13 protein-coding genes, 1 tRNA gene and 1 pseudogene are annotated in these 14,177 nt (G+C 63.2%); 9 read left to right on the plus strand and 6 right to left on the minus strand.

Annotation, left to right across the window (positions count from 1 at the left end; genetic code table 11):
• Positions 1 to 47: 47 nt before the first annotated feature.
• Positions 48 to 710: an OmpH family outer membrane protein gene (locus LAN70_17030; GenBank protein ID MBZ5512854.1), complete on the plus strand. Its 663-nt coding sequence runs from the start codon at positions 48 to 50 to the stop codon at positions 708 to 710.
• A gap of 471 nt (positions 711 to 1,181) precedes the next feature.
• Here the strand turns inward: LAN70_17030 and lepA are convergent, their stop codons facing one another.
• A complete protein-coding gene (gene lepA, locus LAN70_17035) occupies positions 1,182 to 2,990 on the minus strand; it encodes a translation elongation factor 4 (GenBank protein ID MBZ5512855.1) in 1,809 nt (602 codons plus the stop codon).
• A gap of 342 nt (positions 2,991 to 3,332) precedes the next feature.
• Here lepA and LAN70_17040 point away from each other — a divergent pair, with 342 nt between their 5' ends.
• Positions 3,333 to 4,808, plus strand: coding sequence for an amidohydrolase family protein (locus LAN70_17040; protein MBZ5512856.1), 1,476 nt, complete (start codon positions 3,333 to 3,335; stop codon positions 4,806 to 4,808).
• A gap of 60 nt (positions 4,809 to 4,868) precedes the next feature.
• Here the strand turns inward: LAN70_17040 and LAN70_17045 are convergent, their stop codons facing one another.
• Together LAN70_17045 and LAN70_17050 are read right to left on the minus strand one after the other, a co-directional pair.
• The gene (locus LAN70_17045) at positions 4,869 to 5,429 is read right to left on the minus strand and encodes a Zn-ribbon domain-containing OB-fold protein (GenBank protein MBZ5512857.1); all 561 of its coding nucleotides are present in this window, start codon (positions 5,427 to 5,429) and stop codon (positions 4,869 to 4,871) included.
• An 11-nt stretch (positions 5,430 to 5,440) separates the two neighbouring features.
• Positions 5,441 to 5,689: pseudogene (locus tag LAN70_17050) on the minus strand (hypothetical protein).
• A gap of 45 nt (positions 5,690 to 5,734) precedes the next feature.
• Here LAN70_17050 and LAN70_17055 point away from each other — a divergent pair.
• Positions 5,735 to 6,298 (plus strand): Maf family protein, encoded by a 564-nt coding sequence (locus LAN70_17055; protein ID MBZ5512858.1) that lies wholly within the window; start codon positions 5,735 to 5,737, stop codon positions 6,296 to 6,298.
• A gap of 158 nt (positions 6,299 to 6,456) precedes the next feature.
• Here LAN70_17055 and tatA read toward each other — a convergent pair whose 3' ends face one another.
• Together tatA and LAN70_17065 are read right to left on the minus strand one after the other, a co-directional pair.
• On the minus strand, positions 6,457 to 6,621 hold the full coding sequence (gene tatA, locus LAN70_17060) for a twin-arginine translocase TatA/TatE family subunit (protein MBZ5512859.1): 165 nt from the start codon (positions 6,619 to 6,621) through the stop codon (positions 6,457 to 6,459).
• Positions 6,622 to 6,782: 161 nt separating this feature from the next.
• Complete coding sequence (locus tag LAN70_17065; protein MBZ5512860.1) at positions 6,783 to 8,498, minus strand: TonB family protein; 1,716 nt, start codon at positions 8,496 to 8,498, stop codon at positions 6,783 to 6,785.
• Positions 8,499 to 8,760: 262 nt separating this feature from the next.
• On the opposite strand from LAN70_17065, the gene LAN70_17070 reads away from it, so the two are divergent.
• Genes LAN70_17070 through LAN70_17080 form a run of 3 tightly spaced genes read left to right on the plus strand, consistent with a single transcriptional unit; the run spans position 8,761 to position 11,106 of the window.
• Positions 8,761 to 9,549, plus strand: a complete 789-nt coding sequence (locus LAN70_17070) for an RNA methyltransferase (protein MBZ5512861.1) — start codon at positions 8,761 to 8,763, stop codon at positions 9,547 to 9,549.
• Positions 9,550 to 9,556: 7 nt separating this feature from the next.
• A complete protein-coding gene (locus LAN70_17075; GenBank protein ID MBZ5512862.1) occupies positions 9,557 to 10,300 on the plus strand; it encodes an ABC transporter ATP-binding protein in 744 nt (247 codons plus the stop codon).
• A gap of 2 nt (positions 10,301 to 10,302) precedes the next feature.
• The gene (locus LAN70_17080) at positions 10,303 to 11,106 is read left to right on the plus strand and encodes an ABC transporter permease (GenBank protein ID MBZ5512863.1); all 804 of its coding nucleotides are present in this window, start codon (positions 10,303 to 10,305) and stop codon (positions 11,104 to 11,106) included.
• A 111-nt stretch (positions 11,107 to 11,217) separates the two neighbouring features.
• On the opposite strand, the gene LAN70_17085 is transcribed toward LAN70_17080, so the two are convergent.
• Positions 11,218 to 12,312 carry a M20 family metallopeptidase gene (locus LAN70_17085; protein ID MBZ5512864.1) on the minus strand — a complete coding sequence of 365 codons (1,095 nt, stop codon included), beginning with the start codon at positions 12,310 to 12,312 and terminating at the stop codon, positions 11,218 to 11,220.
• A 97-nt stretch (positions 12,313 to 12,409) separates the two neighbouring features.
• Between LAN70_17085 and fabZ the strand changes: the two genes are divergently transcribed.
• From fabZ to LAN70_17100, 3 genes are all read left to right on the plus strand, one after another.
• Positions 12,410 to 12,919, plus strand: coding sequence for a 3-hydroxyacyl-ACP dehydratase FabZ (fabZ, locus tag LAN70_17090; protein MBZ5512865.1), 510 nt, complete (start codon positions 12,410 to 12,412; stop codon positions 12,917 to 12,919).
• Positions 12,920 to 13,016: 97 nt separating this feature from the next.
• Positions 13,017 to 13,790: an acyl-ACP--UDP-N-acetylglucosamine O-acyltransferase gene (lpxA, locus tag LAN70_17095; protein ID MBZ5512866.1), complete on the plus strand. Its 774-nt coding sequence runs from the start codon at positions 13,017 to 13,019 to the stop codon at positions 13,788 to 13,790.
• A 241-nt stretch (positions 13,791 to 14,031) separates the two neighbouring features.
• Positions 14,032 to 14,108, plus strand: a tRNA-Pro gene (locus LAN70_17100).
• The last annotated feature ends 69 nt before the right edge of the window (positions 14,109 to 14,177 follow it).

A 14,177-nucleotide genomic window follows, 5' to 3' on the forward strand; every position in this document is an offset into this window, starting at 1 on the left:
TCTGAGGAAGTCCGAGAGCGTCGCTCCAAGGAGTCCAAAACCAACTCATGACACGTAAGCTTTTCCGCTTCATCTTGCCGGCAGCGCTGTTGACCGTCACCGCACTGGCTCAGGCTGGCACTCCTGCTGCCGCGAACCCCGCTGCTCCCTCCACCTCCGCCTCCGCCCGCATCGGCATCATTAACATCCAGAATGCGATCGTGATGACCAATGAGGGCCGCCGCGACTTTGAGGCGTTGCAGAAAAAGTTCGAGCCGACCCAGTCCACGCTCAATAATCTGAACCAGGAAATCGAAAACCTGAAGAAGCAGCTCCAGACCCAGGGCGACAAGCTGAATGAACAGTCGCGCGCTGACATGGTCAAGAACATCGAGACCAAGCAGAAGAGTCTGCAGCGCCAGGCCGAGGACGCGCAAGCCGATTTCCAGGCCCAGCAGAATGAAATCGCCAATCGGATCGGCGGCAAGCTGCTCGAGGTGCTCGATAAGTATGCCAAGCAGGGCGGCTACTCGGTGATCCTTGACGTCTCCGGCCAGCAGAGCCCGGTGCTCTGGGCCGCCCAGACCTCCGACGTCACCCAGGATATTGTCAACACCTATAACTCCCAGTCCAGTGTTGCCGCTCCGGTCTCCGCGCCGGGCGGTGCTGCCAAACCGGCCGGCACTGCGACGCGGCCTCCCGCGCCCAAACCGCCGGCGCCAAAGCCGTAGCCGATGGCTGAAAATTCAACGGCCGCCATCCCTGGCGGCCTGTTTCTTTTTGCTCGCCTATACCGCTGCTCTCGGTCGTTGGGCCGGAATCGTTTCGGTTTCCCATCTCGAAACCGATAATGCATTCGAGCCCGTGCTTCCGTTTTCCGCAAATCTGTGCAAATCTCTGTGCAATTCCTCGCTGTGCTTGTAACAACCCACCACGAAAACAGCTACTTACACAGTCTGCATGGTTACTGTGGCAGCGGCCAATTTCTTCAGGAATCAACACCTTAGCCGCCTCAGGATTCCGCCTCAATATTCCCTAATCGGGTTCCACTTAGGTGGTCTTGCCAACTGCAGTTTTGCACATTTCAATCAGATTAAAATTTGGCAATCGGCAACTATCGGCGGGGATGGGCCAGCCGGATTTTCTTTATTTGACGCGGTCTTAAGACGGGAAATGAAAGTTAGCCGCCAATTTTTCTTCGCCTAGTCTTCGCCCACGCGCAAGACCGCCAGAAAGGCCTCTTGGGGAATGTCGACTTTGCCGATTCGCTTCATCCGCCGCTTGCCCGCTTTTTGCTTTTCCAGCAGCTTCCGCTTGCGTGTGATGTCGCCGCCGTAGCATTTGGCGAGCACGTTCTTGCGAATCGCGCCCACGGTTTCGCGCGCGATCACCTTGGCGCCGATCGCCGCCTGGATTGCCACCTCGAACATCTGCCGCGGAATCAGTTCCCGCATCTTCGACACCAGCGCGCGCCCGCGCTCGTACGCGAAATCGCGATGCACGATGATCGACAGCGCGTCCACCGAGTCGCCCGCCACCAGGATGTCCAGCTTGATCATGTCCGATTCCCAGTAGCCGGCGAGGTGGTAATCCAGCGACGCGTACCCGCGCGACACGCTCTTCAGCTTGTCGTAAAAATCGAGCACGATCTCGTTCAGCGGCAGCTCGTAGCTGAGCATCACCCGCCCGCCGGTGAGGTACTCGAAATTTTTCTGCTTGCCGCGCTTCTCTTCCACCAACTTGAAGATTGCGCCCACATATTCCTCGCGCGAGATGATGGTCGCCAGGATAATCGGCTCCTCGATCTTCTCGATCTCGCCCTGCGGCGGCCACTTCGACGGATTGTCAACCTCCATCACCTCGCCGTCGGTCTTGGTCACCCGGAAGCGCACGCCCGGCGCGGTGGTAATCAGGTCGAGGTTGAATTCCCGCTCCAGCCGCTCCTGGATGATCTCCATGTGCAGCAGCCCGAGAAATCCGCAGCGGAATCCGAAGCCCAGCGCCACCGAACTTTCCGGCTCGAAGAAGAAGGACGAGTCGTTCAGCCGCAGCTTCTCCAGCGCCTCGCGCAACATCGTGTGCTCGTGCGCGTCCACCGTGTACATCCCGGCGAACACCATCGGCTTCAGCTCTTCAAAGCCCGGCAGCGGCTCGATCGCGGGGCGGTCGTCGTCGGTGATCGTGTCCCCGATCTTGGTGTCCGCCACGTTCTTCAAGTTGGCGAACAGGAACCCCACCTCGCCCGCCACCAGTTCCTCCACCTCCACCGGCTTGGGCGACTGCACGCCCAGCGCCTCCACCTCGAACACCTTCCCGTTCCACCACAAGCGGATCTTTTGTTTCTTGCGCAGCGTGCCCTGGAAAACCCGCATCAGCACCCCGACCCCGCGGTAGGGATCGAACCACGAATCGAAGATCAGCGCTTGCAGCTGCGCCTCCGGCGAGCCCTTCGGCGGCGGGATTTTCTTGACGATCTCCTCCAGCACCGCCGGCACGCCCTGCCCGGTTTTGGCCGAGATCAGCAGCGCCTCCGACGCGTCCAGCCCCACCGCGCCCTCGATCATCTCCTTGGTGCGTTCCACGTCGGCGCTCGGCAAATCAATCTTGTTGATGACGCAGATGATCTCCAGCCCGTGATTGATCGCCAGGTAGGAATTGGCCAGCGTCTGCGCTTCCACTCCCTGCGTGGCGTCCACCACCAGCAGTGCGCCCTCGCACGAGGCCAGCGCCCGCGAAACTTCGTAGCTAAAATCCACGTGCCCGGGGGTATCAATCAGGTTGAGCTGGTAGGTTGCGCCGTCGTGCGCGGTGTAATTCATGCGCACGCAGTGCGCCTTGATGGTGATCCCGCGCTCGCGCTCCAGGTCCATCGCGTCCAGCACTTGCTCGTGTCCCTCCATTTCGCGCGCCGACAGCGCTCCCGTCAGCTCCAGCAGCCGGTCCGAGAGCGTGCTTTTCCCGTGATCGATGTGGGCAATGATGGCGAAATTGCGGATGTGCTGGCGATCCATGGAATTTCAAGACGGGCTTCGCTAGCCGCTTCGGCCAGTGGCGTTGAACACTTGATTCTAGCATCCGCCGAATTCTGTCATGTGGCACACGCGAACCGCGTGTGTTCGCGCAAATCGAAGCGAATGTCATCCCGAGCGAGGACACGCCGACGTGGAGCCTGCCTTGAGCGAAGTTGAAAGGTGTCCGAGTCGAGGGACCTTGGGGTTGCCCCACCCTTGTCGCTCCCGGGTTTGGAGCGACAGGGTGGGGGTGTTCCTGATTGTGTGCTGCAGGCATTGTGAATCGAGACCTCGCGTGTGCAGCGTGCCATGCGTTACTCTAATCTGCTTTCGGAGTGCACGATGAAACGTCTGCTCGCGTCCCTATTTCTGTTTGCCACTTTTGCTTCAGCTCAGACGCAAACCCTCTCTCCCGCGGTCAGAGCTTTCGTCACCGTTGACGCCCCCGCCGTCGCCCTCACTCACGTGCGCGTCATTGACGGAACCGGCGCCCCCGCGCGCGAGAACCAGACGATCCTCATCCGCAAGGGGCGGATCGAAGCCGTCCAGGACGCACCGTACGACCAATTTCTCGTCGGCGATATCAAGGTTCTCGATCTCTCCGGCCACACCGTCATTCCCGGCCTGGTCGGCATGCACGATCACCTGGTTTATCCCGGCGCCTTGAATCCCATTCATTACAGCGAGCTCGATTTCAGCGCCCCGCGCCTGTATCTCGCCGGCGGCGTCACCACCATTCGCACCACCGGCTCGCTGGATGCTTATACCGACCTTTCCATCAAGCGCGACATTGATGCCGGCCGTGCACCCGGGCCGCACATTTTCCCCACCGGGCCTTATCTGGAAGGCGCGGGCGCCTACACTGCGCAGATGCACGAGCTCAAGGATGCCGACGACGCGCGCCGCACCGTCGCCTACTGGGCCGAAGAAGGCGCGCATGATTTCAAGGCGTACATGCACATCACTCGCGCCGAGTTGAGCGCCGCGATTGATGAAGCCCACAAGCGCGGGCTCAAAGTCACCGGCCACCTGTGCTCCATCGGGTTGCGCGAGGCCGCCGCGCTCGGCATTGACGACCTCGAGCACGGCCTGGTTGTTGATGGAGAGGTCGCGCCTGGCAAGCAGACCGATAAGTGTCCCGAGCAGACCGCCATCCGCGACTCCCTGCTCAAGCTCGATGTCAGCGGGCCGGAGATCCAGCAGATCATCAAGGATCTGGTCACGCACCACACGGCCGTGACCTCAACCCTCCCGGTATTTGAAACCTTCGTCCCCAATCGCCCCGCGATGTCGCTGCCGCCGGCATCTCCGGCCGCGCCGCCGAAACCGTCGCCATACATGACGCGCGTCCTCGACAGCATGCTGCCGGAATCGCGCAACGACTACCTCACCACCCGCGCTCGCATCGCCGGCGCCAAGGATTCGCCCTGGCCCGAACTGTTGAAGAAAGAAATGCAGTTTGAGTACGCCTTCGCCAAGGCGGGCGGGCTGCTGCTCGCCGGACTCGACCCGACGGGCTACGGCGGCGTGGTCGCCGGCTTCGGCGACCAGCGCGAAGTCGAGCTCCTGGTCGAGGCCGGCTTCACCCCCATCGAAGCCATCAAGATCGCCACCCTCAACGGCGCCCAGTGGCTCGGCGTCGCCGACAAGATCGGCAGCATCGCCCTCGGCAAGCAGGCCGACCTCGTCGTGATCAATGGTGATCCGTCAAAAAACATCTCCGACATTGAGAACGTCGAGACCGTCTTCAAGGACGGCGTGGGCTATGACTCCGCCAAGCTCGTCGAATCCACCCGCGGCCGGGTGGGCCTCCACTAAACGTGTGGCTGTCGCTCGCCAAAACTCTCATCTGCTTTCGGAACGACAACTTGCTTGAGTTCAAGCTTTCTCCGCCGGGATGAAATACACATCCGTCGGTTTGAATTGGGCAAGCCTTCGGAATTTGGCCTTGACGGGCAGGCCGACACGGATCTCCTTCTCAGTGACTCCCAGCAAGCGCGCCAGCAATAATGTGTTCACGCCATCAAACTCGACCAACGCCAGGTTGAACGGAGTCTCCTTGAGGAAGGCCTCCGAACCGAAGTGGCAGGTGGTCCAGGTGTGCACGCGGCCCTCAAGAGGCAGTTCAATCCATCGCGTGGGACCACCGCATGCCATGCAGTAGGCGCGCGGCGTGGCGAAGCGGTAGCCACATCCTGTGCATTCGCTGCCCATCAGCTTGCCCTGGGCCAATCCCGTGAAAAACGGGGAGTCCTCGCCGTAGCTGTGGATGTAGTCGATCTCGTAATGGTCCTTGATGATGAGCGGATCGGTGCGGAATACGACCGCCCCCTGATCGGTTTCGGGCAGGCGCACCTTGCCGTACGCCGGCTTCGGTCCGGCCACCTTGGCGCGGCCCGCCGTAGCGGGCTTCTTTGCAGCAGCAGCTTTGCTTGTCATAAAACCTCCGATCACGCCCCGAACGTCATGGGACTGCGCGTGCTTTCGAGGATGCTAACGGTGACGTAGGTGCCCGTGCCGGCGTGGCTGTGGATGGCGCCCCGCATCGGGCGACGATCCATTCCGCGTTTCTGCTTCACTTGGAAGCTGCCGTCGCCATCGTTGTGCCTTGCGATGTTGCCCTGCAATTGCCAGAAGGCGAACACCGCCTGCATCAGGCCGGTGGCGCCCACCGGGTGCCCGCAGGCCAGCAGCCCGCCGCGTCTCAAATTGCAAATTACCCGCAGGTCAATTACAACTCGGGCATGCTTGTGCTCGCCTCATCATCGCCGCGACGCCAGGAACTGCTGCGCAACGCGGGCATCGCGTTCGCCGCGCGGCCGGCCGAGGTTGCGGAGCTGCTCCGCCCCGGCGAAGGGCCGCTCGACTACGCCCAGCGCCTGGCCCGCGACAAGGCCCGCGCCGTCCGCCGGCAACTCACCGACAGTGACCTGGTCCTGGGCGCCGACACCATTGTCGTGGTTGACCAGCACATCCTGGAGAAGCCGGCCGATGCCGCCGACGCCGCCCGCATGCTGCGCCTGTTGTCCGGACGCACGCACCAGGTCACCACGGGTGTATGCCTCATCGGGGCAGGCTTTGAAGACGTGCGCGCGGAGACCACCGCGGTCACCTTCGAACGCCTCACGGAGGAAGAGATCGCAATGTACGTGGCGCACGGCGAGCCGATGGACAAGGCGGGCGCGTATGCCATCCAGGGGATCGCCTCGCGCTGGATCTGCCGGCTGGACGGCTGTTACTTCAACGTCGTGGGATTACCGGTGCCGCTGGTGTGCCGCATGCTGCGGGAGCACGGAATCGGTGGCTAGTGGGGAAGATTCTGTTTTAGAAGACCTGGCTTCCTCCCCTTCGACCTCGCTCATGGCTAACGGCGCGCGTGCAATGACAACTCTCACAAACGCGGCCACAAAAATGAAAAGGCACAGGCGTTCACGCCTGTGCCAAAGCTGGCCGCGCCGCGCGCGCTCTACTTCTTTTCCGCGGGCTGCTCGCCGTCCTTCACGGACGACCTGAAGTTGCGAATGCCTTCGCCGAGTCCTTTGCCCAACTCCGACAGCCGGCCCGGCCCGAAGATAAGCAGGGCAATCGCCAGGATGACAAGGATTTCGGGCAAACCCAATTTGCCGATCATAAGTGGCCTCCCGCGCCAAGGTGGTCGCCAGGAACCCCGGTTTACGGGCGCCCGGGCACAACGCTCATGGAAATTGAGCCTGTCCAGATTCTAGGCCACTGCGGAGGGATAGTCAAAGAAACAGCGGCAACAGGGAAGGGTGCGTCGCCGGCCGCCGCCGACTAGCGCAGGAAATTGATCTGAACTTCGGCGGCGCTCTCGGCCGGCTGACCGTTCAACATCGCCGGTTTGTAACGCCACTGCCGAACCGCGCTGACCGCTGCCTGGCGAAGCTGGGGAGCGCCGCTAATGACCTGCACGGCGGTGACAGTTCCCTTCGGCGAGATGGTCACGTTCATCAACACAGCGCCATATATCCCCATTTGCCTGGCGATCGATGGAAACACCGGCGCGGTGCGGGAGATCAGGGTCGCCGGAACCAGTTCTGACTTCGGCCTGGCCGGAAGGGCGACCGGGAGCTTGCTGATCGAGCTTACGGCGGCATCATTCGAGGCGAGCGCCAGCTTCGGCGCCGCCATTTCCGCTTCCGGTTCCCGCTTCGGTTTCGGCTGCGCAGCCGCAATCTCGATAACCGGCGTCGCAGTCCGATGCTTCGGCTCCACCGCGACCGACTCGGCCGGTTGAGAAATCTTGGGCTGCTCCGGCTGCGCCACGGCCGGCTTCGCAGGCGCTTCAGCCTTCCTGGGCACGGGTACCGGCGTGGCAGCAGCAACCGTCGGCGGCAGAGCCGCGGCGACCGGCGCGGGTACGGAAACAGTGGGCGGAGGAACCTCGTTGCTAGTCGAGCGATATACCCATAACCCGGCCGCTACCAGCAAGGCAGCGGCGACGGCGGCGGCGCCCAGCAGCATCGGGCGCTTGCTGGTCTGCGCCTCGGGTGACTCCCAAGCGGCGATGGTCGGTAATACATCATTGACGACGGCTGGATGCGCCGCACTGGCCGCGATGGGCGCGGCGGCTTTGAGTACGGGCGCGACCGGCTTGTGGTTGATAACCACGGGTTCGGGACGCGAGGAAGCAGTCGGGCTCGGGGCAATCGAAGGCACCGGCTTGAAGCGGGTGGGGTCCTCCGAGGGGCTCAGAAGGCCGGGATCGGGCTTGGTTTCAACCTGCTCCTCGGGCAGCGGCAGCGCGGCAGTGCGCAACAGCGCCGCTGGAACCGCGGGGCTGGCTGCGGGAGCAGGCGTAGTCGCCGGCTCAGTCGCCAACGGCTTCGCTGCGCGGAATGGCGATACAGGCGCAATCGGTTTGGGTGCGGGAGTCACGGAGGCAGGCGCGGCAGCAGCGGTTTCAACCGGCGCCGGCTTGGCGACCGGGGCAGCAGTAACCTCGGGCTGGACAACCGGCTCAGCGGCAACCACGGGCGCCGGCGCGGGTAGGTCCACGATTTCGACTTCCATCTCGGGGATGGCATTGCGCGCCGCCAGCTTGGAGGCGATGATGTCGCTCAGCGTCATCAGGATGGCGGTATGGGTCGGCTGAAAGGCGTTGGGCAGCGGCGCGATGACCATCATGACGCCCTTGGCGTCGCGGTGCTCGCAGATGGGAATAGCAATCAGCGATCGCGTCCTCATGGCGCGGAACGATGGCCCGACGCGGCTGTCGGATTCGGTGTCGCGGCAGCACAGCGGGCGGCGGCTCTTGAGGCAATCGGTAATGAAGCCATCGGACATGGGAATGGTGCTGCCGACCTCGGGAGCGGCGCCGGTGCTGGTACGGACCAGCAGCTCCTGGCCACGGCGCAGTGCGATGGCAACGCCGGCGGCGTTGGTGTAGGCCTGCGCGCGTTCAGCAAGGTCGAGCAATTCTTCCGCCAGCAGGATGCCCTCGACGGGCAGGCTGGACGGGTGGAGATCGGCGGCTGGACTGCTAGCCATAACTTCCTCCGCGGAGATACGCCCAAGGTCGGCGATGGCGCCTCGGATGATCCGCTCCAATGGTTTTATCCCAAGCGGGTAACCTGCGAAATATCACAAGCGGCCAGGTGGGGAGAGGGCCTTTAGTAACCACGGTTGTGGGAAGTCCGTGGTCGGTGGCCGGTTCCGCAAAACCATTACCGACTGTCGATTGCTGATTGTCGATTCAGGGGGCAAACGGGCGAGTTTGGGGGCGGTCGTACAATGAGCGACGTTGCCTCTCGTGGCCGAATTCGACCGTCTCCGTGTCGTGCTGGTGGGCACGCGCAACCCGCTGAATGTGGGCGCGGCCGCTCGCGCCATGAGCAATTTCGGGTTTCTTCGCCTGCGAGTGGTAAAGCCATACGAAGCCGCATTTCGCGAGGCACGTTCCGCGGTGGGCGCCTCGCAAGTGCTGGCGAGCGCCGAAGAGTATAAGAGCGTGGGTGAAGCCGTCGCCGACTGCGCGCTGGTGGTGGGAACCACGGCGATCCGGCATCGGGAATTGCAGCACCCGCTCAAGCGCCTGGAAGACGGGGCGCGACTCATCCGCAAGGCACTGGGCCGCGGCAGGGTGGCGATTTTGTTCGGTTCGGAGAAGGTCGGCCTTTCCAACCTGGACCTCAGCCATTGTCACTGGCTGATGCGCATTCCCACGCGTGCCGAGCACATCTCCATGAATCTCGGGCAGGCCGTTGCGGTGTGCCTGTACGAACTGGCGCGTGATGCCCCCACCCTTCGCCCCGTGGACTCCGCTCAGGGCAGGTTCCACCGGGCGAAAGGGCGGGCCACCCATCGATCCGCGAAACCAGCCCTGGCAACCGCAGGCGAGGTGGAGCGGATCACCGGCGTACTGCTGGAAGCGCTGCGCGCCAGCGGCTACCTGAAGCCACGTTCCACGGCGGCAACCGAAGCGAAGGTGCGGCGACTGCTTCGCCGCTTCGAACTGGAAGCGGGTGACGCCGAGATCTGGCTGGGGATGCTGCGGCAGATTTTATGGAAGCTTACGTCTGTCGGGTCAACCGGCATCTGAAATTACAATGTCCGACGTGCTCATGGTCACCGGCTTGCGCAAGACATACGGCAGTACGCTCGCCGTGGACGGCATTTCGTTCGCAGTGCGACGCAACGAGATCGTCGGCTTGCTGGGGCCCAACGGCGCCGGCAAAACCACGACGATCAGCATGGTCCTGGGCGTCCTGGAGCCAACTGCGGGAGTCATTCTGATTGAGGGGGTGGACATCGCGCGGCGGCGGACGCAGGCGCTGGCGCGGACCAATTTCGCCGCCGTGTATGCGCCGCTTCCCGGCAACCTGACAGTGGCGCAGAACCTGCGCGTCTTCGGCATGATCTACGCGGTCGAGAACCTGACGCCGCGCATCGAGGAGCTGCTGAAGGAATTCAACCTGGAGCGATTCCGCGACGTGAAGTGCGGGCTGCTGTCGTCGGGGGAGCAAACGCGCGCGTCGCTCGCCAAGGCGATGCTCAACCGTCCGCACCTGCTCCTGCTCGACGAACCCACGGCGTCGCTGGACCCGGCCATCGCGCAAGACATTCGCGGCATCATTCGCGAGTTCGCCGCCCGGGGCGCGTGCGGCGTGCTGTGGACGTCGCACAACATGTACGAGGTCGAGGGAGTCTGCGACCGCGTGCTGTTTCTTTCGCACGGCAAGATCCTGCTGGAGGGCGACCCCAAGACGCTGCCGCACGAGCACGGCAGGGAATCGCTGGAAGACTTGTTCATCGCGGTGGCCCGCGAGCCGCTGGCCCTGGAGCGGGCGTAAGCATGCGTTTCAGCCGCGTCGCCGCCATCGTGCTACGGCAGTACTACCTGGTGCGCGGGAGCGCGTCACGGGTGGTGCCGCTGTTCGCGTGGGTGGCGGTGGACATCATCCTCTGGGGATTCATTACGCGCTACCTGAATTCCGTCACCGGCTCGGGCTTCAATTTTGTCCCGGTACTGCTGGGCGCGGTACTGCTGTGGGATTTTTTCAGCCGGGTGATGCACGGCGTGACCATGACGTTCTTCGAAGACGTGTGGTCGCGCAATTTCCTGAACATTTTCGCTACGCCGCTTTCCATCGGCGAGTATCTTGCCGGGCTGGTGCTTTCCAGCACCGCCACCAGCCTGGTGGGGCTGGCGGTCATGCTGGCGCTGGCGATGCTGGCATTCGGGCTGTCGTTCTTCGCTTACGGCGCGATGTTGGTGGCGTTCCTGCTGGTGTTGTTTCTGTTCGGTATCGCGATGGGAATCGTGGGCAGCGCGATCGTGCTGCGCTTCGGCCCGGCGTCGGAGTGGTTCATCTGGCCGATTCCGGCGCTCATCTCGCCGTTTGTCGGCGTGTTCTATCCGCTCGCCGTTCTGCCGCACTGGATGCGCGCGATCGCGCACGGCCTGCCGCCGTCGTACGTGTTTGAAGGCATGCGGGCGATCCTTGCCGGGCACGCGGCCCCGCCGATGCTGCTGCTGTTAGGCGTGTGGCTGGCTGTCCTGTACGTCTTCGCGGCGTGCTGGATCTTTGCGTGCGTTTATCGGTATGCGGTGCGGACGGGATTGATCGCACGGTACAGCGCGGAGACGGTGAGCTAGGGTTTTTGGTTGTCGATTCTCGCTGAAAAAACCATTGCCGCTTGTCGATTGATGATTGCCGATTGAAGACTCCCGCTCATCATCGCAAAAAGGTTTATATGGGTTGCGACCTTATACGATTTCGATCAACCGCGCCAACAACGCCGTGCGGCGGGGGATTTCGGAGATCACGACGGATTCATTCAGCGCGTGGGCGCCTTCGCCGACCGCGCCCAGGCCGTCGAGCGTGGGAATGCCGAGGGCGGCGGTGAAGTTGCCGTCGGAGCCGCCGCCGACCGCGGCCTCGTCAACTTCAAAACCGAGTTCACGCGCCGCGGCCTGCGCTTTGCGAAACAAGCCGACCACAGCCGGGGTGCGCTCCAGGGGTGGGCGGTTGATGCCGCCGCTGATCTCCAGGCGACAGACTTTGTCGAAGGGGCGCAGGCTGCGGAATTTGCGGTCGAGACGAGGCCCGTCGGCGAGGCGCGCGATGCGCGCGTCCACTTCGACCTCGGCCTCGGCGGCGACCACGTTGGTGCGCGTGCCGCCGCGGATGATGCCTGGGTTCACGGTGGTGCCGCGACTGCGATCGTTGAACGCGGCGATGCGCCCGATCTGGCGCGCCAGTTCGATGATGGCGCTGTGGCCGTTTTGCGGATCGAGGCCGGCGTGCGAGGGTCGTCCTGTGACCTTGACCCTATATTCGCCGACGCCTTTGCGCGCCGTCTTGAGCGCGCCCTTCAATCCCGCGGAAGGTTCCAGCACGAACACCGCCGACGATTGTTTGGCGAGCCTGGTCAGGATGGCGCGCGAGGAGGCGCTCTTGACCTCTTCGTCGCTGACCAGGAGGATGGTGACGGGGCGGGGAACAGCGCCGCGCAGCTCGCGAAGCGCGTCCACCGCGAAGATCATCTGGGCGATGCCGGCCTTCATGTCGTAAGCGCCGGGGCCGAAGAGGCGTCCGTTTTTCTCGCGCACCGGCATCGTCTTTAATGTGCCGACATCCCAGACCGTGTCCATGTGGCCGAGCAGCAGGACGGGAGGGGCGCGGTGGTCGGCGGCGAAATCCGCCTGGAGATGAGTGCCGAAATCCCGCGCGGGATGCAGTTGAACCCGCGCGCCGATGCCGGCGAATGTTTTGGCGAGGGACTGCGCGAACGAATCCACCGCGGGCTTGTTGAAGCTGGGCGATTCCTGCTCGACCAGTTGACGGAGGAGGCTGACCATTTCCCCGCGGCGCCGGGTGAGGGCGGTGAGCAGTGGCGACGGAAGTTTGTTGGCGTCTTTCATGCTTTCGCTATAATGCCTGATTCACGCTGCAATCATGGAACCAGAAGCGACGACGGAACAGAAAACGACACTGGACATCACGGAAATCCAGCGCATCCTGCCGCACCGGTATCCGTTTCTGCTGATTGACCGGGTGGTGGAGTTGACGCGCCGGGAGCGCATTGTCGCGCTCAAGAACGTCACCGTCAACGAGCCCTACTTCCAGGGGCACTTCCCCGGCTTTCCCATCATGCCGGGCGTGCTGATGGTGGAAGCGATTGCGCAGGCCGGCGGCGCGCTGCTGCTGACTGAAATCGCCGACCGCGAGCAGAACCTGATGGTGTTTTCCGGCATCGAGCGCGCGCGCTTCCGGCGGCCGGTGGTGCCGGGCGACCAGTTGCGGATCGAAGTGACGGTGCTGGCGTGGCGGAAGAACGCGGTGCGCATGGAAGGGCGGATTTTTGTCGGCGACAAACGCGTTTGCGAAGCCATCGTGAGCTGCCGCCTAGTACCGCGCGCGGCGGGCGCTGCTGGCGAGAGTTCAAAGAACGAAGCCGGTTCCTAGCAGGCTGGTGCTTCGGCCACAACGAAACCGAGATTCCTCGAGAATTCGGCGACCTGTACCTCACGAACTGAAACTGAAACTCGAAACCGAAACTTCTTTGATTCACCCCACTGCCATCGTCGATTCCAGCGCCAGGATTCCGGAGTCCTGCCGCATCGGGCCGTACTGCGTGATTGGGCCGCAGGTGGAGATGGGCGAGGAATGCGAACTGGTGGCGCACGTGGTGCTGCACGGGCCGACGCGGATGGGCCACAGCAATCGGATTTACCCGTTTGCGGCGGTCGGCATCGATCCGCAGGACATCAGCTACCGGGGCGAGCCGACGCGGCTGGAGATGGGAAATGACAACACGATTCGCGAGTACGTCACCATCAATCGCGGGACGGTGAAGGGCGGCGGGGTGACGCGCATCGGGAACGGCATCCTGATCATGGCGTACACCCACATCGGGCACGATTGCGTGATCGGCGACCACGTCATGTTGGTGAACGCCGCGACGCTGGCGGGACACGTGACGGTGGAGGAGTGGGCGGTGGTGGGCGCGCTCTGCCCGGTGCACCAGTTCGTGCGCATCGGCGCGCACAGCTACATCGGCGGGGGGACAACCATCACGCAGGACGTGCTGCCGTTTTCCAAAACCAGCGCGGCCCGCGAAAATCGCGCTTACGGCCTGAATTCGGTGGGACTAAAACGCCGCGGCTTCAGCGAGGAGCGGTTGCGGAAACTGCACCACGCGTACAAGGTGCTGCTGGCCTCGAAGCTGAACACGTCGCAGGCGCTGGAGAGATTAAAGGCCGAGGGCGAGGTTGGGCCGGACGTCGAGATGCTGATCCGGTTCGTGGAGTCGTCGGAGCGCGGAGTGATCAAGTGAGGCAGGCAACAGTTTCAGCCTCAGTTTCGGTTTCAGTTCTGCGACGCTCCGAAGCGCGCGTGCGTGTTTAGCCGGTTGACATCGGGCAAGCGGGTCGGCCACTTCGGCCAAGGAGCGGGCGGCGGGGATTGCATGGGCGCCCCGCCGAATGACCCGGGGGCGTTTGTTATAATAAAGAAGATGCGGTAAGGAGCGCGCCCGCGTTCCTGGAGACCGCAGACAATCCGTGTCCGTAAAGCGTCGGGGAGTGGCTCAGCCTGGTAGAGCACCTGGTTCGGGACCAGGGGGTCGGAGGTTCAAATCCTCTCTCCCCGACCAATTCTGAGATGGGCTCGGAAATTACCAATCTGAATCTGCAATGCCCACCCTTTGTCGCGCAAAAGCGGC

The organism is Terriglobia bacterium (assembly GCA_020072845.1).
GTDB lineage: Bacteria > Acidobacteriota > Terriglobia > Terriglobales > Acidobacteriaceae > JAIQGF01.

What these genes read in the sequence shown, in the direction of transcription:
- LAN70_17030 (MBZ5512854.1), top strand. Translation starts at nt 48, where the DNA reads ATGACACGTAAGCTTTTCCGCTTCATCTTGCCGGCAGCGCTGTTGACC.
- lepA (MBZ5512855.1), bottom strand. Translation starts at nt 2,990, where the DNA reads ATGGATCGCCAGCACATCCGCAATTTCGCCATCATTGCCCACATCGAT.
- LAN70_17040 (MBZ5512856.1), top strand. Translation starts at nt 3,333, where the DNA reads ATGAAACGTCTGCTCGCGTCCCTATTTCTGTTTGCCACTTTTGCTTCA.
- LAN70_17045 (MBZ5512857.1), bottom strand. Translation starts at nt 5,429, where the DNA reads ATGACAAGCAAAGCTGCTGCTGCAAAGAAGCCCGCTACGGCGGGCCGC.
- LAN70_17055 (MBZ5512858.1), top strand. Translation starts at nt 5,735, where the DNA reads ATGCTTGTGCTCGCCTCATCATCGCCGCGACGCCAGGAACTGCTGCGC.
- tatA (MBZ5512859.1), bottom strand. Translation starts at nt 6,621, where the DNA reads ATGATCGGCAAATTGGGTTTGCCCGAAATCCTTGTCATCCTGGCGATT.
- LAN70_17065 (MBZ5512860.1), bottom strand. Translation starts at nt 8,498, where the DNA reads ATGGCTAGCAGTCCAGCCGCCGATCTCCACCCGTCCAGCCTGCCCGTC.
- LAN70_17075 (MBZ5512862.1), top strand. Translation starts at nt 9,557, where the DNA reads ATGTCCGACGTGCTCATGGTCACCGGCTTGCGCAAGACATACGGCAGT.
- LAN70_17080 (MBZ5512863.1), top strand. Translation starts at nt 10,303, where the DNA reads ATGCGTTTCAGCCGCGTCGCCGCCATCGTGCTACGGCAGTACTACCTG.
- LAN70_17085 (MBZ5512864.1), bottom strand. Translation starts at nt 12,312, where the DNA reads ATGGTCAGCCTCCTCCGTCAACTGGTCGAGCAGGAATCGCCCAGCTTC.
- fabZ (MBZ5512865.1), top strand. Translation starts at nt 12,410, where the DNA reads ATGGAACCAGAAGCGACGACGGAACAGAAAACGACACTGGACATCACG.